Source organism: Streptomyces sp. SudanB52_2052, assembly GCF_964272415.1.
In the GTDB taxonomy this organism is placed as follows: domain Bacteria; phylum Actinomycetota; class Actinomycetes; order Streptomycetales; family Streptomycetaceae; genus Streptomyces; species Streptomyces olindensis.
In genome coordinates this window covers 7114190-7138237 of the sequence record NZ_OZ186796.1, presented here as the reverse complement: position 1 = coordinate 7138237, position 24048 = coordinate 7114190, and the positions used below count along the sequence as shown (strand labels likewise).

Annotated in this window: 23 protein-coding genes; 11 read left to right on the top strand and 12 right to left on the bottom strand. The window is 71.2% G+C overall.

Annotated elements, in window-relative coordinates; genetic code table 11:
• The first annotated feature begins 113 nt into the window (after positions 1–113).
• The 3 genes from ACSUPV_RS31985 to ACSUPV_RS31975 all read left to right on the top strand — a co-directional run bounded on the left by ACSUPV_RS31985 (position 114) and on the right by ACSUPV_RS31975 (position 2957).
• Positions 114–812 carry an SDR family NAD(P)-dependent oxidoreductase gene (locus tag ACSUPV_RS31985; protein WP_037770310.1) on the top strand — a complete coding sequence of 233 codons (699 nt, stop codon included), beginning with the start codon at positions 114–116 and terminating at the stop codon, positions 810–812.
• Entirely contained in the window at positions 809–1858 is a 1050-nt protein-coding gene (locus tag ACSUPV_RS31980) for an S-adenosylmethionine:tRNA ribosyltransferase-isomerase (protein ID WP_382616457.1), read from the top strand. The genes ACSUPV_RS31985 and ACSUPV_RS31980 overlap by 4 nt, the downstream gene beginning before the upstream one ends.
• A gap of 370 nt (positions 1859–2228) precedes the next feature.
• Positions 2229–2957: a transglycosylase SLT domain-containing protein gene (locus ACSUPV_RS31975; RefSeq protein ID WP_031118960.1), complete on the top strand. Its 729-nt coding sequence runs from the start codon at positions 2229–2231 to the stop codon at positions 2955–2957.
• A 91-nt stretch (positions 2958–3048) separates the two neighbouring features.
• Here ACSUPV_RS31975 and ACSUPV_RS31970 read toward each other — a convergent pair whose 3' ends face one another.
• The gene (locus ACSUPV_RS31970; RefSeq protein ID WP_436949041.1) at positions 3049–5613 is read right to left on the bottom strand and encodes an FHA domain-containing protein; all 2565 of its coding nucleotides are present in this window, start codon (positions 5611–5613) and stop codon (positions 3049–3051) included.
• Between the two features lie 243 nt (positions 5614–5856).
• Here ACSUPV_RS31970 and ACSUPV_RS31965 point away from each other — a divergent pair, with 243 nt between their 5' ends.
• Positions 5857–8067 (top strand): streptophobe family protein, encoded by a 2211-nt coding sequence (locus ACSUPV_RS31965; protein WP_436949040.1) that lies wholly within the window; start codon positions 5857–5859, stop codon positions 8065–8067.
• A 129-nt stretch (positions 8068–8196) separates the two neighbouring features.
• Complete coding sequence (gene serB / locus ACSUPV_RS31960) at positions 8197–9411, top strand: phosphoserine phosphatase SerB (RefSeq protein ID WP_031118958.1); 1215 nt, start codon at positions 8197–8199, stop codon at positions 9409–9411.
• 59 nt (positions 9412–9470) lie between these two features.
• On the opposite strand, the gene ACSUPV_RS31955 is transcribed toward serB, so the two are convergent.
• From ACSUPV_RS31955 to ACSUPV_RS31940, 4 genes are all read right to left on the bottom strand, one after another.
• Positions 9471–9989: a SixA phosphatase family protein gene (locus ACSUPV_RS31955; protein ID WP_031118957.1), complete on the bottom strand. Its 519-nt coding sequence runs from the start codon at positions 9987–9989 to the stop codon at positions 9471–9473.
• Positions 9990–10054: 65 nt separating this feature from the next.
• Positions 10055–10261, bottom strand: coding sequence for a hypothetical protein (locus ACSUPV_RS31950; RefSeq protein WP_031118956.1), 207 nt, complete (start codon positions 10259–10261; stop codon positions 10055–10057).
• A 166-nt stretch (positions 10262–10427) separates the two neighbouring features.
• On the bottom strand, positions 10428–10544 hold the full coding sequence (locus ACSUPV_RS31945; protein ID WP_104779641.1) for an SGM_5486 family transporter-associated protein: 117 nt from the start codon (positions 10542–10544) through the stop codon (positions 10428–10430).
• 75 nt (positions 10545–10619) lie between these two features.
• Positions 10620–11981 carry a CynX/NimT family MFS transporter gene (locus ACSUPV_RS31940; protein WP_359791802.1) on the bottom strand — a complete coding sequence of 454 codons (1362 nt, stop codon included), beginning with the start codon at positions 11979–11981 and terminating at the stop codon, positions 10620–10622.
• Positions 11982–12051: 70 nt separating this feature from the next.
• On the opposite strand from ACSUPV_RS31940, the gene ACSUPV_RS31935 reads away from it, so the two are divergent.
• Positions 12052–12744 (top strand): FadR/GntR family transcriptional regulator, encoded by a 693-nt coding sequence (locus tag ACSUPV_RS31935; RefSeq protein WP_031118953.1) that lies wholly within the window; start codon positions 12052–12054, stop codon positions 12742–12744.
• Here the strand turns inward: ACSUPV_RS31935 and ACSUPV_RS31930 are convergent.
• The 3 genes from ACSUPV_RS31930 to fabG all read right to left on the bottom strand — a co-directional run bounded on the left by ACSUPV_RS31930 (position 12722) and on the right by fabG (position 14726).
• Positions 12722–13072 (bottom strand): hypothetical protein, encoded by a 351-nt coding sequence (locus ACSUPV_RS31930; RefSeq protein ID WP_037770295.1) that lies wholly within the window; start codon positions 13070–13072, stop codon positions 12722–12724. The genes ACSUPV_RS31935 and ACSUPV_RS31930 overlap by 23 nt on opposite strands.
• Positions 13073–13233: 161 nt before the next feature.
• Positions 13234–14001: an enoyl-ACP reductase FabI gene (gene fabI, locus ACSUPV_RS31925; protein ID WP_031118951.1), complete on the bottom strand. Its 768-nt coding sequence runs from the start codon at positions 13999–14001 to the stop codon at positions 13234–13236.
• 5 nt (positions 14002–14006) lie between these two features.
• Entirely contained in the window at positions 14007–14726 is a 720-nt protein-coding gene (gene fabG / locus ACSUPV_RS31920; protein WP_031118950.1) for a 3-oxoacyl-[acyl-carrier-protein] reductase, read from the bottom strand.
• A 271-nt stretch (positions 14727–14997) separates the two neighbouring features.
• On the opposite strand from fabG, the gene ACSUPV_RS31915 reads away from it, so the two are divergent.
• Genes ACSUPV_RS31915 through tyrS form a run of 3 tightly spaced genes read left to right on the top strand, consistent with a single transcriptional unit; the run spans position 14998 to position 19257 of the window.
• On the top strand, positions 14998–16554 hold the full coding sequence (locus tag ACSUPV_RS31915; RefSeq protein WP_031118949.1) for a TldD/PmbA family protein: 1557 nt from the start codon (positions 14998–15000) through the stop codon (positions 16552–16554).
• The gene (locus tag ACSUPV_RS31910) at positions 16551–17945 is read left to right on the top strand and encodes a metallopeptidase TldD-related protein (RefSeq protein ID WP_436949039.1); all 1395 of its coding nucleotides are present in this window, start codon (positions 16551–16553) and stop codon (positions 17943–17945) included. Before ACSUPV_RS31915 ends, ACSUPV_RS31910 begins: the two co-directional genes overlap by 4 nt.
• Positions 17946–17988: 43 nt before the next feature.
• A complete protein-coding gene (gene tyrS / locus ACSUPV_RS31905) occupies positions 17989–19257 on the top strand; it encodes a tyrosine--tRNA ligase (RefSeq protein WP_031118947.1) in 1269 nt (422 codons plus the stop codon).
• Between the two features lie 79 nt (positions 19258–19336).
• On the opposite strand, the gene ACSUPV_RS31900 is transcribed toward tyrS, so the two are convergent.
• Positions 19337–19612, bottom strand: coding sequence for a GlsB/YeaQ/YmgE family stress response membrane protein (locus tag ACSUPV_RS31900; protein ID WP_031118946.1), 276 nt, complete (start codon positions 19610–19612; stop codon positions 19337–19339).
• 244 nt (positions 19613–19856) lie between these two features.
• Here ACSUPV_RS31900 and ACSUPV_RS31895 point away from each other — a divergent pair, with 244 nt between their 5' ends.
• Complete coding sequence (locus tag ACSUPV_RS31895; protein ID WP_031118945.1) at positions 19857–20252, top strand: DUF3099 domain-containing protein; 396 nt, start codon at positions 19857–19859, stop codon at positions 20250–20252.
• A 216-nt stretch (positions 20253–20468) separates the two neighbouring features.
• A complete protein-coding gene (locus tag ACSUPV_RS31890; protein ID WP_037770286.1) occupies positions 20469–20681 on the top strand; it encodes a hypothetical protein in 213 nt (70 codons plus the stop codon).
• A gap of 9 nt (positions 20682–20690) precedes the next feature.
• Here the strand turns inward: ACSUPV_RS31890 and moaA are convergent, their stop codons facing one another.
• The 3 genes from moaA to ACSUPV_RS31875 all read right to left on the bottom strand — a co-directional run bounded on the left by moaA (position 20691) and on the right by ACSUPV_RS31875 (position 23830).
• On the bottom strand, positions 20691–21680 hold the full coding sequence (gene moaA / locus ACSUPV_RS31885; protein WP_436949038.1) for a GTP 3',8-cyclase MoaA: 990 nt from the start codon (positions 21678–21680) through the stop codon (positions 20691–20693).
• A gap of 171 nt (positions 21681–21851) precedes the next feature.
• Entirely contained in the window at positions 21852–23477 is a 1626-nt protein-coding gene (locus ACSUPV_RS31880) for a solute symporter family protein (protein ID WP_031118942.1), read from the bottom strand.
• Positions 23474–23830: a DUF485 domain-containing protein gene (locus ACSUPV_RS31875; protein ID WP_031118941.1), complete on the bottom strand. Its 357-nt coding sequence runs from the start codon at positions 23828–23830 to the stop codon at positions 23474–23476. Before ACSUPV_RS31875 ends, ACSUPV_RS31880 begins: the two co-directional genes overlap by 4 nt.
• Positions 23831–24048 lie beyond the last annotated feature (218 nt).

The following is a 24048-nucleotide window of genomic DNA, read 5'->3' as shown; positions in this document are numbered from 1 at the left end:
CGGGCCCGTGGCGTAGGGCGAAGGGACCTGGTGGGTTGCGGCCCGGGGCCGAGGCGGCCTTGGCGGTCCCGTTCCTACGTTGAGGGCACGCGATCACGACGAGGGAGCTGATCATGCCGGTTGCGATCATCACGGGGGCCTCGAAGGGGCTGGGCCGGGCGCTGGCCGAGGCCCTGGCCGGGCGCGGCTGGGATCTGGTGCTCGACGCCCGGGGCGCCGAGGCCCTGGCGGACGCCGCCGAGGCCGTTTCCGCGCACGGCACGCGCGTGACGGCCCTGCCCGGGGACGTCACGGACGCCGCGCACCGGGCAGAGCTGGTGGCGGCGGGGTGGCGGCTGGGCGGGGTCGACCTGCTGGTGCACAACGCGAGCGCGCTGGGCGCCGAGCCACTGGTGCGGCTGGAGGAGCTGCCCCTCGACGGACTCCGGCGGGCGCTGGAGGTGAACCTGGTGGCGGGGCTGGGCCTGGTCCAGGAGGCGTTGCCGCTGCTGCGGGCTTCACAGGCGGGGGCGGTGCTGGCGGTCAGTTCGGACGCGGCCGCCGAGGCGTACGAGACGTGGGGCGGCTACGGGGCCTCCAAAGCGGCACTGGACCACCTGGTGGCGGTGCTCGCCGTGGAGGAGCCGGGGCTGCGGGTCTGGGCGGTGGATCCCGGGGACATGGCCACGGACCTGTATGCGGCGGCCGTACCGGACGATCGCGAGCCGCGGTCGGAGCCCGCCGCCGTGGTGCCGGGGTTCCTGCGGCTGCTGGACGAGCGGCCGGCGAGTGGGCGGTACGGGGCTCCGGCGCTGGTGGACGGGGCCCGATGACCCTGGCCCTGCGCGTGCCGGAGGAGTTGTCGGCCCGGGTTCCCGTCGAGCAGCGGGGGCCCGGGCTGGACCGGGACGCCGTACGGATGCTGGTGTCCCGGGGGGCCGAGGTGGCGCACCACCGGTTCTCGGAGCTGCCGCGGCTGCTGCGGGCCGGGGATCTGCTCGTGGTCAACACCTCGGCCACGCTGGCGGCGGCCGTCGACGGATGGATCGGGCACGCGCGCGTGGTGGTGCACTTCTCCACCCGTGGGGACGACGGCCGCTGGGCGGTGGAGCTGCGGGAACCGGACGGGCGGGGCACCACGCGCGCGCGTGCGGCCACGCCTGCGGGGAGGGAGGTGTGGGTGCGCCTGCCGGGGGGTGTACGGCTGCTCCTGGAGGAGCCGCTGAGCGGGCGGAGCGAGCGGCTGCGGTGGGCGCGGGTGTCCGGGGGCGGAGTGCCGGGGCTGCTGCGGGAGCACGGGCGGCCCATTCGGTACGCCTATACGGAGCGGGACCAGCCGCTGTCCGTCTACCAGACGGTGTTCGCGCTGCCGTCCGGGGACGGAGAGGGCAGTGCGGAGATGCCGAGTGCGGCACGGCCCTTCACGACGCGGCTGGTGACGGAGCTGGTGAGCCGGGGAGTGCGGTTCGCGCCGGTCACCCTGCACACGGGGGTGGCCTCGGCGGAGGCGCACGAGCCGCCGTATCCGGAGCGTTTCGCGGTGCCGGAGGCGTCCGCGGGGCTGATCGACGCCACGCGGGCCGGGGGCGGCCGGGTCATCGCGGTCGGCACGACGGCGGTACGCGCCGTGGAGTCGGCGGTGGAGGGTGACGGGGTCGTGCGGCCACGGGCGGGGTGGACCGATCTGGTGGTGACACCGGAGCGCGGGGTCCGCGTGGTGGACGGGCTGCTGACCGGGCTGCACGAGCCGGAGGCCTCGCATCTGCTGATGCTGGAGGCGGTCGCGGGGCGGGCGGCGATCGAGCGGGGTTATGAGGCCGCCCTCCGGGGCCGGTACCTGTGGCACGAGTTCGGGGACGTGCACCTCCTCCTGCCGTAGCCGTAGCCGTAGCCGTAGCCGTAGCCGTACACACCCTCACGCAGAGCATCGCTTGTGCAACTAGCCGTGAGACCGTGCGTCGTCCGATGTGAGCCCGCGCATAGGACGCACGTCACGTACGAAAGTGCGTAGGAGACAAAGCCCCACCTATTGAGCGGCGCATACAGTCCAATCTGCCCCGATTTGCCCTTCCCTGATCCACTATCGGGCATCGTACGTCACACCTTTGCCACGCCATTTTGCGGCCGCTAAGAATTGCTGGCGTCGCTCAGCGCCGTGGGTTCTCCCCCGCGGCGTTCGTGTCGGAAACACACCCGTCCAACGCCGGACGCCGAGCGACTCCCGCGCTATTCGAAGAGGTCCCACCACCATGCCCAAGAACATCTTCAGCCGTGGCCCCAGTCGTACCCTGACCCGTCACCACAAGATCGCCATGGCGGGTGTCGCCACCCTCGGTGCCGCCGCCATCGGTTTCTCCGCGGTGCCGAGCGGCGCGTCGACCAAGACCACGACCGAGGCCGCTCAGCCGGCTGCGGTGGCGTTCAGCACCGAGCAGATCAAGGACGTCAAGGCGAGCGTCACCGACCAGATGGCCGGTGCCAGCCTGAAGGCCGAGCAGATCGCGGCGAAGAAGAAGGCCGACGCCGCGGCCGCCGCCAAGAAGAAGGCCGCCGCCGAGGCGGCGAAGAAGAAGGCCGAGGCCGCGCGCAAGGCCAAGGAGGCCGCGAGCCGCGACGCCAAGCGCGCCCAGGTCAAGAAGGCCGCGGCGAAGAGCTACCCGAACAACCTCGACGGCTGGATCCGCGAGTCGCTCGACGTCATGAAGAAGCACGGCATCCCCGGCTCCTACGACGGCATCAAGCGCAACATCATCCGGGAGTCCTCGGGCAACCCGAAGGCGATCAACAACTGGGACATCAACGCCATCAACGGCGTCCCGTCGAAGGGCCTGCTGCAGGTCATCCCGCCGACCTTCAAGGCCTACCACGTCCCCGGCACCTCCTGGGACATCTACGACCCGGTCGCCAACATCACCGCCGCCTGCAACTACGCGGCCGACAAGTACGGCTCCATGGACAACGTCTTCGGCGCGTACTGAGGCTGGCGCGGACCTCTGCTCGCTGAACCGAACGCCGAAGGGCGGCGCCCCACTGACGGGGTGCCGCCCTTCGGGCGCGGTGGACTGGTGACTACTTGCGCATGACCTCGGGCTCGTGGCGGCGCAGGAAGCGGGCCACGAAGAAGCCGCAGATCACGCCGAGCGCCAGGAGCGCGCCCATGTCCATGGCCCAGGCCCCGACCGTGTGCTCCCACAGCGGGTCGTTGTCGCCGGCCGTCTCGGGCGGACTGATCTTGTTGAAGTCCAGCGTGGCACCGGACGCGGCGACCGCCCAGCGCGACGGCATCAGGAACGAGAACTGGTTGACGCCGATCGAGCCGTGCAGTGTGAACAGGCAGCCCGTGAAGACGACCTGGATGATCGCGAACATCACCAGCAGCGGCATGGTCTTCTCGGCGGTCTTCACCAGCGACGAGATGATCAGGCCGAACATCATCGACGTGAAGCCCAGCGCCATGATCGGGATGGAGAGCTCGACGAGGGTCGCGCTGCCGAGGACGAGCCCCTCCTCCGGGATCTCCCGGCTGGAGAAGCCGATGACCCCGACCAGCAGGCCCTGCAGCACGGTGATCATGCCGAGCACGAACACCTTCGACATCAGGTACGCCGAGCGGGACAGGCCGGTCGCGCGCTCCCGCTCGTAGATGACCCGTTCCTTGATCAGCTCGCGGACGGAGTTCGCCGCGCCGGCGAAGCAGGCGCCGACCGCGAGGATCAACAGGACCGTGGTGGCCGTGCCGTTGGGGATGATCCGGCCGGTCTGCGGGTTCTCCGGGTTCGGCAGCAGGCCCCGGTCGGGGTCGATGAGCAGGCTCACCGCACCGAGCACGGCCGGCAGGATCACCATCAGCGCCAGGAAGCCCTTGTCGGACGCGATCACCGAGACGTACCGCCGGACGAGCGTGACGAACTGGGACATCCAGCCCTGCGGCTTCGGCGGCTTCATCGCCTGCATCGGCGGAACCTGTACGGACTGCGGCGCGACGGCGTCGATGTCCGCGGCGTACATCTGGTAGTGCTGCGAGCCCTTCCAGCGGCCCGCCCAGTCGTAGTCGCGGTAGTTCTCGAAGGCGGAGAAGACGTCGGCCCAGGTGTCGTAGCCGAAGAAGTTCAGCGCCTCCTCCGGCGGGCCGAAGTAGGCCACGGAACCGCCGGGCGCCATCACCAGGAGCTTGTCGCACAGGGCCAGCTCGGCCACGGAGTGGGTGACGACGAGGACCGTGCGCCCGTCGTCGGCGAGGCCGCGCAGCAGCTGCATGACGTCGCGGTCCATGCCCGGGTCGAGGCCGGAGGTCGGCTCGTCCAGGAAGATCAGCGACGGCTTGGTGAGCAGCTCCAGGGCGACCGAGACGCGCTTGCGCTGGCCGCCGGAGAGGGAGGTGACCTTCTTGTCCTTGTGGATGTCGAGCTTCAGCTCGCGCAGCACCTCGTCGATGCGGGCCTCGCGCTCGGCGCCGGTGGTGTCGGCCGGGAAGCGGAGCTTGGCCGCGTACTTCAGGGCCTTCTTGACGGTCAGCTCCTTGTGCAGGATGTCGTCCTGCGGGACCAGACCGATGCGCTGGCGCAGTTCGGCGAACTGCTTGTAGAGGTTGCGGTTGTCGTACAGCACCTCGCCCTGGTTGGCCGGCCGGTAGCCGGTCAGCGCCTTGAGCAGGGTCGACTTGCCGGAACCGGACGGGCCGATGACCGCGATCAGCGACTTCTCCGGGACGCCGAAGGAGACGTCCTTGAGGATCTGCTTGCCGCCGTCGACCGTGACGGTCAGGTGGCGCGCGGAGAAGGACACCTCACCGGTGTCGACGAACTCCTCCAGCCGGTCGCCGACGATCCGGAACGTCGAGTGGCCGACGCCGACGACGTCGCTCGGACCGAGCAGCTGCGAGCCACCCTTGGGGATCGGCTGGCCGTTGACGTACGTGCCGTTGTGCGAGCCGAGGTCGCGGATCTCCATGCGCCCGTCGGGCATGGCGTGGAACTCGGCGTGGTGCCGCGAGACCTGGAGGTCGGAGACGACCAGTTCGTTCTCCAGGGCACGACCGATGCGCATCACGCGGCCGAGCGAGAACTGGTGGAACGTGGTCGGGCTGCGGTCGCCGTAGACCGGCGGTGCCCCCGCGACACCGCCGGGGCCCTGCTGCTGCGGGATGTGCGCCGCGGGCTGTTGCGACTGCTGCGGCTGCTGCCAGCCGGCCTGCGGGGCCTGCTGCTGCGGTGCCGCCTGCTGGTGGGGCGCCTGTTGCTGCGCCTGCTGGGCGGGGGCCTGCTGCGCCCAGCCGGGGTTCGCGCCCTGCGCGGCGTACGGCTGCTGCTGGGGCTGGGCCTGGGGCGTTGCGACGGAGGCCGCGGCGCCGGAGAGGTTCAGGCGCGGTCCGTCGGTCGCGTTGCCCAGGTTGACGGCCGAGCCGGGGCCGAGCTCCATGTGATGGATCCGCTGCCCCTGCACGAACGTGCCGTTGGTGCTGCCGTGGTCCTCGATGACCCAACTGCGGCCGTTGAAGCTGACCGTGGCGTGGCGCCAGGAGACCCTGGCGTCGTCGAAGACGACGTCCCCCTGCGGATCACGTCCGAGGGTGTATGCCCTGGACGGATCGAGCGTCCAGGTACGTCCGTTTGATTCCAGTACGAGTTCCGGCACTCCATGCCCCACTGAGTTGTCCCCCGAGTTATCCCCCGACATGGGGAGTCTAGGGATGTCGAACATCGGGGGGAACTATTTCAGGAGCGGCCCCCTGACCGAAAGTCGGGCCTTGTGAAGCCCGCGTTCGGACGCATCAGCCGATTCCGTTGACGGGGTTGAAAACGGGCCGGAGAGTGGTATTTCGACGCGAGGGGGACATGCGCGGTGTTCCCCGCCGCGCAGCGGATCGGGGGGTCTGCCATGGGTGGTGCCACAGGTGTGGGCGGGGCGAGGGACGACGCGCGCGTGCCGTGGGGGGACGTGCTGATGTCCGCCGTGGCCGCCGTGAGCTGGGCGTTGATCGGCATGGCGGGCACGGCGGCGTTGGGCCTGCGGCTGCTGGAGGCGGACGCGGCGGGCTCGTTGGGGCCGATGACCGCGGCGGTGGTGGCTCTCGCCGCGGGGGGTTCGGTCACGCCGTCCGGTGACGTGTCGGCGTTCGGCCTCACGAGCGCCGAGGCGGACACGGCCATCGAGATCACGCCACTGGGCGTGAGCCTGGTCGGGGCGGTGCTGCTGGCGTACTTCTTCCTACGGTCCCTGCGGGCGGCGGGAGTTGTGGTATCGCCCGCCGAACTCCTCGCGCGCGTCGGTGCGTTGGTCGCACTGTTCGTGGCGATGCTGGGCGGGCTGGCCTGGGCGGGGCATGACGTCATCACGATCGACGGCGGTGCGCTGGGGCTGGATGACGTGACCGGAGGAGGCGGGGGCGTCGAGGTTCCGGGGCTGGGGGACCTCGGGGGACTGCTGCCGGACCGGCTCGGCGATCTGGTCGACGCGCGGGCCTCGGTCGGTTTCACGGTCGACACCGTGCCCACACTGCTCGGCGGGCTGTGCTGGTCGGCCGGGATCCTCGTCATCGCTCTGCTGGCCTCGCGCCGCACGCCGCTGCCGCGGGGCTGGGAAGCCGTGCACCAGGTGGTACGGCCGGCCGTGTCCGCGGTGGTGACCGTGCTGCTGGTGGCGGTGGCGGCAGGGCTCGCCGCAGCGGTGTACGCGGCGATCGGCGACGACCATCCGCGGCGCATCGCCGGGGCGGCGCTGCTCGGGGCGCCGAACGGGGTGTGGCTGGGCATCCCGATCGGCCTGCTCGTGCCGTGGGACGGGCGGGCGACCGGGGAGCTGACCCGCTTCCTGCCGGACCCGCTGGACGACCTGCTCTCGGTCGGCTCCGACCAACCCGTGACGCTGGGGCGACTCGCCGAGTTGGACGGCCGGGTGTGGCTGCTCGGGGTGGCGGCGGCCCTGATGATGCTGCTGGCCGGGGTGCTGACGGCGGCGCGGACGCCGGTCGGGGGCGGCGGGGTAGGAGCGGTGGGGCGGGCGGCGGCGACGGGCTCCGGGGGTTCTGAGGGCTCAGGGGGCTCATGGGGCTCAGAGAGTTCCGGGGATGCTGTGGGCTCCGGGAGTGCCTCGGGTGTACGGGGTTCGGGTGCCCTCGGTTTCACGGGGCGGTGTGCGCTGCGGCTGGGGATCGCGACCGCGCTCGCCCTGCCCTTGCTGGCGTGGCTGACGGAGGTGTCCGTGACCGCGTCCCTGTCCGTGCTCGGCTTCGACGCGTTCGGCGCGGGCATCGAACTGCAAGGGCACCTCGGCATGGCACTGCTGCTGGGCGCGGTGTGGGGCGCGGGGGCCGGGGCCGTCGGGGCGCTGCTGGCGTGGGCGAGCGGGGCAGCGGGGCGGGCGGCGGCGCCGTTGGCCCGGGGGGTGGGGCTCAGGGCTGATGCAGGGCCCGCCGGTTACGGCATCGGCGCCGGGCCGCATCAGGCCTCGCCCGGATCGGGCAACCCACCGGCGTCGCACAGGGAGGAGCCCGGCCCCTACGCGCCGGGTGCGCCGCACCGGCCGCCGAACCCGGCCACCAATCCGTACCTCCGGGTGCCGGAGGAACTGCGCGAGCCGGAGGACGCACGGCCCCCCGGCGGCGCCGCCCGGCACGCCCGGCCCCCGCGGCCGGGCGAAGACCCTGACCGGCCCCGGCAGCCGGGCGAAGCTCCGCGCCCCGGTGTGTCCAGGCCCTCGGATGCCGCGCGGCCGGGCGGTGGCCTCGCGAGGGACGGTGGCTCCGTGAGGGACGGTGGCTCCGCGCGGACCGGCGACTCCGCGGGGGCCGGTGACTCCGCGGGGGCCGGTGACTCCGCGGGGGCCGGTGACTCCGCGGGGGCCGGTGACTCCGCTCAAGCCAATGCCTCCGCGCAAGCCAATGACTCCGCCCGGACCGGCGACCCCACGGCCGCCGGCGACATCTACGGCGCACCCACCGTGGCACGTCCGGTCGGGCCGCCTCCGCGTCGTCCCCGGCAGCCGCCCGGGCCCAGGGGCGGGAACGGGCCGCCGGCCCGGCCGGACGACGGGCCGCCGCCTCCGCCGCCCCCTCCCCCGCCGCCGCGGAAACCACGCGGCGGGAGGTGATCCCGGAGGCACGGGGACGCCGTACCGGTACGTAAGGTTCACGCCATCGGCGCGACACCCAGTGTTCGCTGTCCGCCAGGCGGACCTCACGGGCGGTATGCGCTGGCTGCCGGATACGGTGGAACCACCATGAGCGCTTCGCAGACCTCGTCCTCCGACGTCCCCACCCTCCTTGTGAAGATCTTCGGCAAGGACAGGCCGGGCATCACGGCCGGCCTCTTCGACACCCTCGCCGCCTACTCCGTCGACGTCGTCGACATCGAGCAGGTCGTCACGCGTGGCCGAATGGTGCTGTGCGCGCTCGTGACCGAGCCGCCCCCCGGGCTCGAGGGAGATCTGCGGGCGACCGTCCACAGCTGGGCCGAGTCGATGAAGATGCAGGCGGAGATCATCTCCGGCCTCGGTGACAACCGGCCGCGTGGCCTGGGCCGCTCGCTGGTCACCGTGCTGGGGCACCCGCTTACCGCCGAGGCGACGGCGGCGATCGCCGCGCGGATCACGAAGACCGGCGGAAACATCGACCGTATCTTCCGGCTCGCCAAGTACCCCGTGACCGCCGTCGAGTTCGCCGTCTCCGGCGTGGAGACCGAGCCGCTGCGCACCGCCCTGGCGATCGACGCGGCGAAGCTCGGCATCGACGTGGCGGTCGTCGCCGCCGGTCTGCACCGGCGCGCGCAGCGCCTGGTCGTCATGGACGTCGACTCGACGCTCATCCAGGACGAGGTCATCGAGCTGTTCGCCGCGCACGCCGGCTGCGAGGACGAGGTCGCCGAGGTGACGGCGGCCGCGATGCGCGGGGAACTGGACTTCGAGCAGTCCCTGCACGCGCGCGTGGCGCTGCTGGAGGGACTGGACGCCTCGGTCGTGGACAAGGTGCGCAGCGAGGTGCGGCTGACGCCGGGCGCCCGCACCCTGATCCGTACGCTGAAGCGTCTCGGCTACCAAGTCGGCGTCGTCTCCGGTGGGTTCACCCAGGTCACCGACGATCTGAAGGAGCGGCTCGGGCTGGACTTCGCCCAGGCCAACACGCTGGAGATCGTCGACGGCAGGCTGACGGGCAAGGTCACCGGCGAGATCGTCGACCGCGCGGGCAAGGCCAGGCTGCTGCGCCGGTTCGCCGCGGAGGCGGGTGTGCCGCTGTCGCAGACGGTGGCGATCGGTGACGGGGCGAACGACCTCGACATGCTGAACGCGGCCGGTCTGGGCGTCGCCTTCAATGCCAAGCCGGTGGTGCGCCAGGCCGCGCACACCGCGGTGAACTTCCCCTTCCTGGACACGGTCCTGTACCTGCTGGGCATCACGCGCGAAGAGGTCGAGGCGGCGGACACCGTCGACACGGTCTGAATCGAGCGGGAAGGGCCCGGCACCGCACCGGCGCCGGGCCCCTCGTCACGCGGAGGGGGTCACTCGGCGGGCGCCCAGTAGTCCCGCAGCGTGGCCACGCCCGGCTCCAGGCTCTTCCACTCGCCGGTGTAGGTCAGGACGGCGAAGGCGGCGGCCGGGAACCCGCGGCGGCCCATCCGCTCGCGGGCGTCGCCCTCGGCCGAGCCCGCCAGGATGTCGGCGAGGCCCTGGATGCCCGGGTTGTGGCCGATCATGAGGATGTTCTGCGCGTCGTCGGGGGTCTCGTTGAGCACGGCGATCAGTTCGCCTGGCGAGGCCTCGTAGATCCGCTCCTCGTAGACGGTTTTCGGCCGCTGCGGGAACTCCTGGACGGCGAGCTTCCAGGTCTCCCGGGTCCGGACCGCGGTGGAGCACAGGGCCAGGTCGAAGGGGATGCCGGTGTCGGCGAGCCGGCGCCCGGCCTCCGCCGCGTCCATTCGGCCCCGGTCAGCGAGCGGGCGCTCGTGATCGGTCACCTGTGGCCAGTCGGCTTTCGCATGGCGGAAGAGGACAATCCTGCGGGGTTCTGCGACGCTCATGAGATCCAGCTTCGCATGAAACACGCCACAGGGCGCAGGGAGTTGACCAGCGGATCCGGCCGTGCTCAGCGGGTTATCAGCTGCTGCGCCCGCTCGAAGAGGTGCGTGAGCGCGGGGTCGCCGGTGGCCGCGTGGGCGTCGGACGGGTTCAGGATCAGGGCGAGCAGTGCGGTGAAGGCGAGCATCGGCAGGGCGAGCGCCCACCAGGGCAGCCGGCTGTCGGCGCCGGCGCGGGTCGCCGGGTGGGGCCGGGTGTGCGTGGGAGCCGACATGCGTGCCTCCGCTCTTCGGACGGTCGGTGACCCGCTATTCGTGGCCACACCTCGAAGGTACGGAATCCGCTGCCGCCGCCCCATCCGGTGATCCACCCACTTGACCCTGACCCTCGCCCCCTAGGGGACAGGGGGCTAGCCCCACCATGGGCCGGGCAGGGCCGGGTCAGGGCGAGGCGAGCGTCGCGATGACGGCGATGACGATGAAGATCGCGAAGAAGGCGCCGAACACGAGCAGCATCTTCTTCTGACCGTGCTGGGGATTCGGGTCGAGCACTGGCATGGGCCAAGTCTCGCACCCTCCCCGGGCGCCGGACGCCCCGGGGTGGCCCTACGGACCCGCGTCGGCCGCGGGGGCTCAGCGGGCCGCCTCGTCCTCCACCGTGCGGTCGCGGCCCGCCAGGAAGCCGACCACCATCTGCGGGATCATCAGGGCGCTCATCAGCGCGATCGGCAGCCCCCAGCCTCCGCTGTGCTGGTACAGGACACCCACCAGGAGCGGGCCCGGGATGGAGATCAGGTAGCCGGTGCTCTGCGCGAACGCCGACAGCTGGGCGACGCCCGGCCCGGTCCTGGCCCGCATTCCGACCATGGTCAGGGCGAGCGGGAAGGCACAGTTGGCGACGCCGATCAGCAGGGCCCAGGCCCAGGCTCCGGCAGCCGGCGCGAGGTACAGCCCGGCGTAGCCGGCGAGGCCGCAGACGCCCAGGGCGAGCACGATCGGGCCCTGGTGGGGCAGTCGCGTGGCCAGGCGCGGTATGACGAAGGCGAGGGGTACGCCCATGACCATGGTGACCGCGAGCAGCAGTCCCGCGGTGCCGGCGGGCACACCGGCGTCCCGGAAGATCTGCGCCATCCAGCCCATGGTGATGTAGGCGGCGGTGGCCTGGAGTCCGAAGAAGACGGCCAGGGCCCAGGCGGTACGGCTCCGGGTGATCCGCAGCGTCGGCGGCTCCTCGCGCGCGGGTTCCGTCCCGGCGGAGTCCTGCGCGTGCGTCGCGGACCGCCCGTCGGTCGCTGTCCCGGCAGCGTCCCGGACCCCGGCCCCGGGCGCCGTCACGCGTCGTCGTACGAACGGCAGCCACGGCAGTACCGCCGCCACGGCCAGACCCGCCCACAGGGCCAGGCCCGACTGCCAGCTCCCGCCGAGGGCGTCGGTGAGGGGCACCGTCACCGCCGCCGCGAGCGAGGTGCCCAGGGCGAGCGCCATCGAGTACAGGCCGGTCATGGAGCCGACGCGGTCGGGGAACCAGTGCTTGACGATGACCGGCATCAGGACGTTGCTGACGGCGATGCCCATGAGGGCGAGGGCGCTGGCGGCCAGGAACCCGGCCGTGCCGCCGGTGTAGGGCCGGAGCAGCAGGCCGGCGGCGATGGCGACCATGCCGGCGCACACGACGGCGCCCGCGCCGAAGCGGCGGGCGAGCCGCGGGGCCGTGACGCCGAAGACGGCGAAGCACAGCGGCGGCACGGACGTGAGCAGCCCGGCCACGCTGCCGCTCATGCCGAGCCCGTCGCGGACCTCTTCCAGGAGGGCGCCGAGGCTGGTGATGGCGGGGCGGAGGTTGAGCGCGGACAGCACGATGCCGAGGACGAGCAGTCGCATCGTCCACGCGCGCGTGGTCGTCCCGCCCGGTTCCCGGGCGTCGTGCGCGGCCGAGCCGCGTACGGTCGGGGGCGTCATCGTCCGGGTTTCCTCCACAGCCATGAGGCCCATCATAGAATCATGGGATGATTGGCTGTCCAGTTCCCGGCTGCGCTCCGGCGCCCCGATCGTGGGAAGGTGTGCCATGCCTCTGAGCCATCCCCGTCGTTCGGCGCTGTCCGAGCAGGTCATCGCCGCGCTGCGGGCCCAGATCACCTCGGGCGAGTGGCCGGTCGGCTCCCGCATCCCGACCGAGCCGGAGCTGGTCGAGCAGCTGGGTGTCGCCCGCAACACGGTCCGTGAGGCCGTCCGCGCGCTCTCACACAACGGCCTGCTGGACATCCGCCAGGGCTCCGGCACGTACGTCGTGGCGACGAGCGAGCTGGCGGGCGTGATGCAGCGGCGGTTCGCCGACGCCGACCCCCGGCACATCGCCGAGCTGCGCTCCACGCTGGAGTCGGCCGCCGCCCGGCTGGCCGCCGAGCGGCGCACGGAGAAGGACCTCAAGCAGCTCGACGCGCTGCTGCTGCGGCGTGAGGAGGCGTGGGAGTCGGGTGACGCGGAGGCGTTCGTGACCGCGGACGCGACCTTCCACCTGGCGGTGGTGTCCGCCTCCCACAACGACGTGATGACCGCGATGTACGCGGACCTGGGCGAGGTGCTGCGGGACTGGCTGCGCGAGGACGTCGGCGAGGAGCTGACGCCGGAGACGTACATGGACCACGGGCGGCTGCTGGACGCGATCCGCGCCGGCGACGCGGCGGAGGCGGCCGCGGAGGCCGCCCGCTATCCGTTCCTGTGCCGCCTGGGCGGGGTCAGTTCCCCCGCCGGTGACTGATCCACACCTCGTCGACTTCCTTCCAGCAGCGTCCGCTCAGCCGCACGGTCTGTGCGGGCCCGGCCTCGACCGGGGAGCTGTCGGTGTCGATGTCCCACCAGCGGGCGCACTCGACGTGCAGGCTCACGCGGTCGGTCTCCGGGTACGGGTTGTGGCAGTGGGCGGTCACCGTCGATCCGGTGACGCGGATCCGGCAGGCGGCGCCGAACGGCTCCGCCGACTCCTGGTCTCCGGCGGGCACGCGCGCGTGGGGCACCGCCTCGTGCGCCAGGGTCATCACGAGAGCGACGGCGAGGGACAGTGAGGCCGTTCGGCGGGACAAGCGCACAAGGGGACCTCCTCGGCCGTGCTGGGGAGGGGATCGCGTGGTGAACGCGTACTCCAGAGTGCCCAGTTGCAGCGCTCCCCCGCCCGGCCGGATGGGCCGAACGGGTGACGCCCCGCTCCCCGCGCGGTGCGGGGAACGGGGCGTCGACGGCGTACGGCGGATCAGGCGCCGATGGCGTGCAGACCGCCGTCCACGTGGATGATCTCGCCGGTGGTCTTCGGGAACCAGTCGCTCAGCAGTGCGACGATGCCGCGGCCGGCCGGCTCCGGGTCCTTCAGGTCCCACTCCAGCGGGGAGCGGGAGTCCCACACGGAGGCCAGCTCGCTGAAGCCCGGGATGGACTTGGCGGCCATGGAGCCGAGCGGGCCGGCCGAGACCAGGTTGCAGCGGATGTTCTGCTTGCCCAGGTCACGGGCCATGTAGCGGCTGGTGGCCTCCAGGGCGGCCTTGGCCGGGCCCATCCAGTCGTACTGCGGCCAGGCGAACTGCGCGTCGAAGGTCAGACCGACGACGGAGCCGCCGTTCTGCATCAGGGGCAGGCAGGCCATGGTCAGCGACTTCAGGGAGTACGCCGAGACGTGCATGGCCGTGGCGACCGACTCGAACGGCGTGTTGAGGAAGTTGCCGCCGAGGGCGTCCTGCGGGGCGAAGCCGATGGAGTGCACGACACCGTCGAGGCCGCCGAGCTCCTCGCCGACGATGTCGGCCAGGCGCGCGAGGTGCTCGTCGTTGGTGACGTCGAGCTCGATGACCTTGACGGGCTTGGGCAGCTTCTTGGCGATGCGCTCGGTCAGCGTGGGCCGCGGGAACGCCGTGAGGATGACCTCGGCGCCCTGCTCCTGGGCCAGCTTGGCGGCGTGGAAGGCGATGGAGGCCTCCGTCAGCACACCGGTGATCAGGACGCGCTTGCCCTCGAGAATTCCGCTCATGGTGATCAGTGACCCATTCCCAGTCCGCCGTCAACGGGGATGACGGCTCCAGTGATGTACGAGGCGTCGTCCGAGGCGAGGAACCGCACCGTCGCGGCGATCTCCTCCGGCTGGGCGTACCGGCCGAGCGGCACCTGCGACACGATGCCGGCACGCTGCTCGTCGGTGAGCACCTTGGTCATGTCGGTGTCGACGAAGCCGGGTGCGACGACGTTGAAGGTGATGTTGCGCGAGCCCAGTTCCCGGGCGAGGGAGCGCGCGAAGCCGACCAGGGCGGCCTTGGAGGCGGCGTAGTTGGCCTGCCCCGGCGAGCCGTACAGACCCACCACCGACGAGATGAGGACGACGCGGCCCTTCTTGGCGCGCAGCATGCCGCGGTTGGCGCGCTTGACGACGCGGAAGGTGCCGGTGAGGTTCGTGTCGATGACCGAGGTGAAGTCCTCCTCGGACATGCGCATCAGGAGCTGGTCCTTGGTGATGCCGGCGTTGGCGACGAGGACCTCGACGGGGCCGTGGTTCTCCTCGATCTCCTTGTAGGCCTGCTCCACCTGCTCCGGGTCGGTGATGTCGCACTTGACGGCCAGGCAGCCCAGATCTGTCAGGGCGGCGGGCGGCTCACCCGAGCGGTACGTGATGGCGACCTTGTCGCCGGCATCGGCGAAAGCACGGGCGATGGCGAGGCCGATGCCCCGGTTGCCTCCGGTGACGAGAACCGAGCGGCTCAACGGATCACCCTTTCGGTAGCGGTCTGATACCCCGCCCGGGCGCCTGGACGACAGGCGACGATGACAGGCGGCTTCCCCGAAAACCTATCGGTCCCGGCACGCCCGCGGACAATCGGGCACCGACAGTGGCGTACCGGACTGACTGTCGGGTCCCTACAGAAAGCCCCGGTCACCGGTTCGGAAACTCATGGCCCGCGCGCGGGATGGGCGACATGATCGGAGCAGTCACAGAGCACGGCAACCACGGTCACCTCGACAGAAAGAGACGGCGGTGCCTCATACCATCGACGAGGCCTTCACGGCCCTCCCCCTACGCGCCCTCGCCGACGCGGCCCTGGCACGCGCGCGTGCGCTGGGTGCCGAGCACGCGGACTTCCGGTTCGAGCGGGTGCGCAACGCGTCCTGGAGGTTCCGGGACGCCAAGCCCGCCGGGTCGTCGGACACCACCGACCTCGGCTACGCGGTGCGGGTGGTGCACGGCGGCACCTGGGGATTCGCCTCAGGCGTCGATCTCAGCATGGACGCCGCCGCCAAGGTCGCCGGGCAGGCGGTGGCCATGGCCAAGCTGTCCGCGCAGGTGATCAAGGCGGCCGGTTCGGACGTGGGGGCACCTCCCACGCCTTTCGGGCAGTGGGGGAGGGTGGAGCTGGCCGACGAGCCGGTGCACGCGGAGAAGACGTGGGTCTCGTCGTACGAGATCGATCCGTTCACCGTGCCCGACGAGGAGAAGGCCGGGCTGATCGCGGAGTGGAGCGCACGGCTGCTGGCGGCCGACGGGGTCGACCACGTGGACGCCTCGCTGCTCACGGTCCATGAGAACAAGTTCTACGCCGACACCGCCGGGACCGTGACCACGCAGCAGCGGGTGCGGCTGCACCCGGTGTTCAACGCCGTGGCGGTGGACGAGTCGAGCGGCGAGTTCGACTCGATGCGCACGCTCGCGCCGCCCGCCGGACGCGGCTGGGAGTACCTGCGAGGCACCGGCTGGGACTGGGAGGGCGAGCTGGAGCGGATCCCGGAGCTGCTCGCCGAGAAGATGCGCGCGCCGAGCGTCGAGCCGGGCCTGTACGACCTGGTGGTCGACCCGTCCAACCTGTGGCTGACCATCCACGAGTCCATCGGGCACGCCACCGAGCTCGACCGGGCGCTGGGCTACGAGGCCGCCTACGCCGGCACCTCCTTCGCGACCTTCGACCAGCTGGGCAGGCTGCGCTACGGCTCGGAGCTGATGAACGTCACCGGCGACCGCACCGCCGAGCACGGCCTCGCCACGATCGGCTACGACGACGAGGGCGTCCAGGCGCAGTCCTGGGACCTGGTGAAGAACGGCACGCTCGTCGGCTACCAGCTGGACCGGCGGATCGCGAGGCTGACCGGCTTCGAGCGGTCCAACGGGTGCGCCTACGCCGACTCCCCCGGACACGTGCCGGTGCAGCGCATGGCCAACGTGTCGTTGCGGCCGGACCCGGCCGGGATGTCGACCGAGGACCTGATCGGGGGCGTGGAGCGCGGCATCTACGTCGTCGGGGACCGGTCCTGGTCGATCGACATGCAGCGGTACAACTTCCAGTTCACCGGGCAGCGCTTCTACCGCATCGAGAACGGGCGGCTGACCGGTCAGCTGCGGGACGTGGCCTACCAGGCGACGACCACCGACTTCTGGGGCTCGATGGCCGCGGTGGGCGGCCCGCAGACGTATGTGCTGGGCGGCGCCTTCAACTGCGGCAAGGCCCAGCCGGGCCAGGTCGCCGCCGTGTCGCACGGCTGCCCCTCGGCCCTCTTCAAGGGCGTCAACATTCTGAACACGACCCAGGAGGCCGGTCGATGAGCGGGCACACCAGCAAGCCGCACGAGGTCGTCGAGCGCGCCCTCGAACTGTCCCGGGCGGACGGCTGTGTCGTCATCGCCGACGAGCGGTCCACCGCCAACCTGCGCTGGGCGGGCAACGCGCTGACGACGAACGGTGTCACCCGTGGGCGGACGCTCACGGTCGTCGCCACGGTCGACGGCAAGGAGGGCACGGCCTCGGGGGTCGTGTCCCGGTCCGCCGTGACCGCCGACGAGCTGGAGCCCCTGGTGCGGGCCGCCGAGGCCGCCGCGCGCGGCGCCGGGCCCGCCGAGGACGCGCAGCCGCTGGTCACCGGTGTGCCGCGGTCGCCGGAGTTCACGGAGGCACCCGCGGAGACGTCCTCGGCGGTGTTCGCCGACTTCGCGCCGGCGCTCGGCGAGGCCTTCGCACGCGCGCGTGCCGGGGGCCGGGAGCTGTACGGCTTCGCCAACCACGAGCTGGTGTCGTCGTACGTGGGCACCTCCACGGGGCTGCGGCTGCGGCACGACCAGCCGAACGGGACGCTGGAGCTGAACGCCAAGTCCCCGGACCGGACCCGGTCCGCGTGGGCCGGGCGCTCCACGCGGGACTTCAAGGACGTCGACCCGGCCGCCATGGACGCCGAACTGGCCGTGCGCCTCGGCTGGGCCGAGCGGCGCGTGGAGCTGCCCGCGGGACGCTACGAGACGCTGCTGCCGCCGACGGCCGTTGCGGACCTGCTCATCTACCAGATGTGGTCGGCTTCGGGCCGGGACGCGGTCGAGGGCCGCACGGTCTTCTCCAAGCCGGGCGGGGGCACGCGGGTCGGCGAGAAGCTGACCGACCTGCCGCTGACCCTGCGCAGCGACCCGAACGAGCCGGGCCTGGAGTCCGCGCCCTTCGTGATCGCGCACTCCTCCGGCGGCGACCAGTCGGTGTTCGACAACGGGCTGCCGCTCGCGGCCACCGAGTGGATGCGCGAGGGCGAGCTGCGGCATCTGACGACCAGCCGCCACAGCGCGGGCCTGACCGGGCTGCCGGTGGCGCCCGGCATCGAGAACCTGATCCTCGACGGCGGTGCCGACCGCTCCCTGGACGAGATGGTCGCGGACACCGAGCGCGGGCTGCTGCTGACCTGCCTGTGGTACATCCGCGAGGTCGATCCGGCGACGCTGCTGCTGACGGGTCTGACCCGGGACGGCGTCTACCTCGTCGAGAACGGCGAGGTGACGGGCGAGGTGAACAACTTCCGGTTCAACGAGTCGCCGGTGGGTCTGCTGGGGCGGGCCACGGAGGCCGGGCGGACGGAAAAGACGCTGCCGAGGGAATGGAGCGACTGGTTCACTAGGGCTGCGATGCCGGCCCTGAGGGTGCCGGACTTCAATATGAGCTCTGTCAGCCAGGGCGTATAACCTCGTACCTGATTACGAGCCCACTCAAGGAGATACGAGAACCGTGACGGACATCGTCGACGAGCTGAAGTGGCGCGGGCTGTTCGCCCTGTCCACTGACGAGGACGCTTTGCGCAAGGCGCTCGCGGACGGTCCCGTCACGTTCTATTGCGGCTTCGACCCGACGGCGCCGTCGTTGCACGTGGGGCATCTGGTGCAGGTGCTCACCGTGCGCCGGCTCCAGCAGGCCGGTCACCGTCCGCTGGCGCTGGTCGGCGGTGCCACGGGCCTGATCGGCGACCCGCGCCCGACGGCGGAGCGCACGCTGAACGACCCGGAGACGGTCGGTGGCTGGGTCGACAAGCTGCGCGCCCAGATCGAGCCCTTCCTCGACTTCGAGGGCGAGAACGCGGCCGTCATGGTCAACAACCTCGACTGGACGCAGAACCTCTCCGCGATCGAGTTCCTGAGGGACATCGGCAAGCACTTCCGCGTCAACAAGATGCTGACGAAGGACTCGGTGGCCCGCCGCCTGGAGTCCTCCGAGGGCATCAGCTACACGGAGTTCAGCTACCAGCTCCTCCAGGGCATGGACTTCCTCCAGCTCTACCGGCGCTACGGCTGCACCCTCCAGCAGGGCGGCAGCGACCAGTGGGGCAACCTGACGGCCGGCCTGGACCTGATCCACCGGCTGGAGCCGGACGCCACCGTGCACGCGCTGGCGACGCCGCTGATGACCAAGGCGGACGGCACCAAGTTCGGCAAGACCGAGGGCGGCGCCGTCTGGCTCGACCCGGAGATGACGACGCCGTACGCGTTCTACCAGTTCTGGCTGAACGTGGACGACCGGGACATCTCCCGGTACATGCGCATCCTGTCCTTCCGTTCCCGCGAGGAGCTGGAGGAGCTGGAGAAGCAGACGGAGGAGCGTCCGCAGGCCCGGGCCGCGCAGCGCGCGCTGGCCGAGGAGCTGACGACGCTGGTGCACGGCGCCGACCAGACGGCCGCCGTGATCGCCGCGTCCAGGGCCCTCTTCGGGCAGGGCGAGCTGGCGGAGCTGGACGACAGGACGCTGGCCGCGGCCCTGTCGGAGCTGCCGCACATCCAGGTCGCCGAGCTCGGTCCGGTCGTCGACCTGTTCGCCGAGGTCGGCCTGGTGGCCAGCAAGTCGGCCGCGCGCCGCACGGTGAAGGAGGGCGGCGCGTACGTCAACAACGTCAAGGTCGCCGGCGAGGACGCCGTCCCCGCCAAGGAGGACCTGCTGCACGGCCGCTGGCTGGTGCTGCGCCGGGGCAAGAAGAATCTGGCGGCGGTCGAGGTCACGAGCGGCTGAGCGCGTGGAAGGGGGGCGGTCTCCGAAGCCGGAGGCCGCCCCCCTTCGCCGTGCACCCCGTTAGGGGCCGTGCACCCCGTTAGGCCCTTCGTCTGCTTCCCCTGGCCGCCGTCCAGGCCCGGTCGCCGAGACCGACGAGGATGACCGCCATCACCAGCTGGAAGACGTGCCGCCACCAGTCGATGCCGGCCGTGGCGTCGACACCGGCCGCCCGGGCGATGGCGTTGCCGGCGATAGCGCCGATCATGCCCAGGATGACGGTCAGCCACAGCGGCACATGCTGCTTGCCCGGAATGATCGCCTTGGCGATCAGGCCGAGTACCAGTCCCACGATGATCGCCCACAACCAGCCCATCGCTGCCTCCTCGTACGGCTCGACGTGAGCACTACGGCCAGTGTCGGCCCAGCCGCGGTACGCCGCATTACGACGCGGGCCGTACGTGGTAGGGCGCAGGCCGGTCGCACCGGCCGGACCGGCCCCGGTCTCGTAGCGGACGCAGACGCGGCGTAACGTGGGAGCTGTCCTGGTCAGGTTCCCCGACCGGCCGGGGACGGCTACGGGGCGGGGAGAGTCCGATACGGGCGGATGGTGGAATGCGATGCGGAAGCAGCATGGCGGCGGCAACGTCCAGGTTTTCCGGATCACCGGCGCCCGGGCGGGGCTCCAGGAGGACGTACGCGGGCGGCAGCGCCGGTACGTGATCTCGATGACGATCCGCACGATCTCCGTGATCCTCGCGGCCACCCTGTGGAATGTCGAACGGCACGTGGCCATCGTGGCGTTGGTGCTCGGGCTGGTCCTGCCGTACATCGCGGTGGTGATCGCGAACGCCGGGCGCGAGAACGCGCCGTCCCTGCCGTCGACGTTCGTGGCGCCGCCGGTGCGTCCGATGATCGCGCCGCCGGAGGCCCAGGACGGGCCGGCGGAATCCGTCGCGGAAGACGCCGTGTCCGGGACGGTGCCGGGTGCGCGGACCGAGTCGCACGAGCGGTAGGGCCGTCCGCGGGTGATCACAAACGGAAGTCATCTTCCCGCCAAGCTCAAGAAAAGCTCAGATCAATCATGTTGTTCCGGTGCCGGGCCCGGGGTTACCCGTGACATACTTCGTACGCGCTCCGCATCCCCCGTCGGAGCGACGGACCGACGCCGGGCAGCTCCCCCCGTGGCTGCTCGGCGTCGCCTTTTCTGTGTGCAGTGGTGAGACGAAGCTGTGAGTGACGAGACGCCCATCTGTTCCGCGAAGGGCTGCCGCGCCGACGCGGTGTGGGTACTTGCCTGGAACAACCCGAAGATCCACACGCCGGAGCGGCGCAAGACGTGGCTGGCCTGTGAGGAGCATCGCGAGCATCTGTCGCAGTTCCTCGGTGTGCGGGGGTTCCTGAAGGACGTCGTTCTTCTCGAGGAGTGGGAAGAGAGCGCCTAACGGGGTGCGTCAACCGCCGATCGCCGACATCGGGCGGTCCGGCTGGACGAACGTCGGGTCGTCCAGGCCCGCTCCCGCCTTCTTGCCCCACATCGCGAGGCGCCAGATGCGGGCGATCTCCTCGTCGGGGGCGCCGGAGCGGAGGGCGGCGCGCAGGTCCGTCTCCTCCCGGGCGAACAGGCAGGTGCGTATCTGGCCGTCGGCCGTGAGGCGCGTACGGTCGCAGGCCGCGCAGAAGGGGCGGGTGACCGAGGCGATGACACCGACCACGTGCGGGCCGCCGTCGACCAGCCAGCGCTCCGCCGGGGCCGAGCCGCGCTTCTCCTCGCCCTCGGGGGTCAGGTCGAAGCGCGTACGCAGAGAGGTCAGGATGTCCCCTGCCGTGATCATGCCGTCGCGCTTCCAGCCGTGCTGGGCGTCCAGGGGCATCTGCTCGATGAAGCGCAGCTCGTACTCGTGCTCCACGGCCCAGGCGAGGAGGTCCGGGGCCTCGTCGCCGTTGAGCCCCGGCATCAGGACCGAGTTGACCTTGACCGGGGTGAGGCCGGCGTCGCGGGCGGCGTGCAGGCCCTCGATGACGTCCTTGTGGCGGTCGCGGCGGGTGAGGGTCTTGAAGACGTCCGGCCGGAGCGTGTCGAGGGAGACGTTGACCCGGTCCAGGCCAGCCGCCTTCAGGGCCGCCGCCGTGCGCTTGAGGCCGATGCCGTTGGTGGTCAACGACATCTGCGGGCGGGGTTCCAGGGCCGCGACGCGCTCGACGATGCCGACCAGCCCGGGGCGCAGCAGGGGCTCGCCGCCGGTGAAGCGGACCTCCTCGATCCCGAGGGACGTGACCGCTATGTCGATCAGGCGGACGATCTCGTCGTCCGTCAGCAGGTCGGGCTTGGCCAGCCACTGCAGGCCCTCCTCGGGCATGCAGTACGTGCACCGCAGATTGCAGCGGTCGGTCAGCGAGACCCTCAGGTCGGTGGCCACTCGGCCGTAGGTGTCGATGAGCACGTGGGCCCCCTCCCTAGACGCGGATCGTGCCCGGAGCACTGGTTCTCCGACACCTGTGAGCCTACGTGACCCCACTGACAACTCCACAGGCCCGATCCCACGACGTGGGACGCGGCCGCGCCGCGGGAACCTGGAGGTTCCTACGACGCGGCCGCGGGTGGACCGTCGTGCTCAGTGGGCGCCGGTGCCGGTCAGGGACCTGACCTCCAGCTCGGCGTACTTCTTGACGTCCGGCTCCTCCTTGGACAGGACCGTGCCGAGCCAGCCCATGAGGAAGCCGAAGGGGATGGAGATGATGCCCGGGTTCTTCAGCGGGAACCAGGCGAAGTCCACCTCGGGGAACATCGCCTTGGGGTCGCCGGAGACGACGGGCGAGAACAGCACCAGGCCGACGGCGACGATCAGGCCGCCGTAGATCGACCACAGCGCGCCCTGGGTGGTGAACCGCTTCCAGAACAGGCTGTAGAGGATCGTCGGCAGGTTGGCGGAGGCCGCGACCGCGAAGGCGAGGGCGACCAGGCCGGCCACGTTCAGGTCGCGGGCCAGGGCGCCGAGGCCGATGGAGATGACGCCGATGAAGACGGTCGCCCAGCGGGCCGCGCGCACCTCCTCGGCGCCGGAGGCCTGCCCCTTGCGGATGACGTTGGCGTAGATGTCGTGCGCGAAGGAGGACGACGAGGCGAGGGTGAGGCCGGCGACCACGGCGAGGATCGTCGCGAAGGCGACCGCCGAGATCGTGGCGAGCAGGATCGCGCCCCAGGCCGAGTCGACGCCGCCGAGGTGCAGGGCGAGCAGCGGCGCTGCCGTGTTGCCGGACGGGTTGGAGGCGATGATCTCGTCCTGGGAGATCAGCGCGGCGGCGCCGAAGCCGAGGGCGATGGTCATCAGGTAGAAGGCGCCGATGATGCCGATGGCCCAGTTCACGGACTTACGGGCGGCCTTGGCGTTGGGCACGGTGTAGAAGCGGATCAGGATGTGCGGCAGGCCGGCGGTGCCGAGGACCAGGGCGATGCCCAGGGAGATGAAGTCCAGCTTGGAGGTGCCGGTCGCGCCGTACTGGAGGCCGGGCTCCAGGAAGGCGGCGCCCTTGCCGCTGTTCTCGGCGGCGGTGCCGAGCAGGTCGGAGATGTTGAAGTTGAACTTCAGCAGCACCAGGAAGGTGATCAGAAGGGTGCCGCCGATGAGCAGCACGGCCTTGACCATCTGGACCCAGGTGGTGCCCTTCATGCCGCCGATGGAGACGTAGACGATCATCAGGATGCCGACCAGGGCGACGATGAGGATCTTGCCCGCGTCGGAGGTGATGCCGAGCAGCAGCGAGACGAGGACGCCGGCGCCGGCCATCTGGGCCAGCAGGTAGAAGATCGACACGACGATCGTGGAGGTGCCTGCGGCGGTGCGGACCGGGCGCTGGCGCATGCGGTAGGCGAGGACGTCGCCCATGGTGTAGCGGCCGGAGTTCCTGAGCGGCTCCGCCACCAGGAGCAGGGCGACCAGCCAGGCGACCAGGAAGCCGATGGAGTACAGGAAGCCGTCGTAACCGAAGAGGGCGATCGCGCCCGCGATGCCGAGGAACGAGGCCGCGGACATGTAGTCGCCGGAGACGGCAAGGCCGTTCTGGAAGGCGCTGAACTGGCGGCCGCCCGCGTAGAAGTCGGCGGCGTCCTTGGTCTGGCGGCCCGCCCAGATCGTGATGCCGAGGGTGGCGAGGACGAACAGCGCGAACAGGGTGATGATCAGCGGGCGGTGCTCGCTGGCCTCGTTCGCGGCGAGAAGGGTCTGCTGTGCGGTGCTCATGCGCCGCCCTCCATCCGGGACTTGATGGCCTCGGCCTTGGGGTCGAGCTTCGCGGCGGCGTGCTTCGAGTACCACCAGGCGATGAGGAACGTGGTGACGAACTGGGCGACGCCGAGGACGAAGGCGACGTTGATGTTGCCGAACAGCTTGGTGCCCATGAGGCCGCCCGCGTAGTTCGACAGCAGGACGTACAGCAGGTACCAGGCGATGAAGGCGACGGTCAGCGGGAAGGCGAAGGAGCGGTAGGAGCGGCGCAGTTCACCGAACTCCGCGCTCTCCTGCACCTCGCTGAACTCCTCGGGTGAGGGGAGTTTGTGTTGCTCTTTCGAGGGGGGCGGTGCGTCGGTGGCCACGGAGTCTCCTCGCAATGACGGAAGCGGTTGTGAACGGGGACGGAGGCGAGTGTCCTCGCGCTCCCTGTCCAACGTCACGGCGGCACGCGAGGAGCGGTTCAACGGCGTCGCGTTCTTTCCGAAGTCGTTTCGACAAAACGTTGCTGGCCAGCGAGAGGCCGGGATAGCTTCACCCTGCACCACCCGTCATGTACCTGCCCGAGCACCACCTGTGCCTC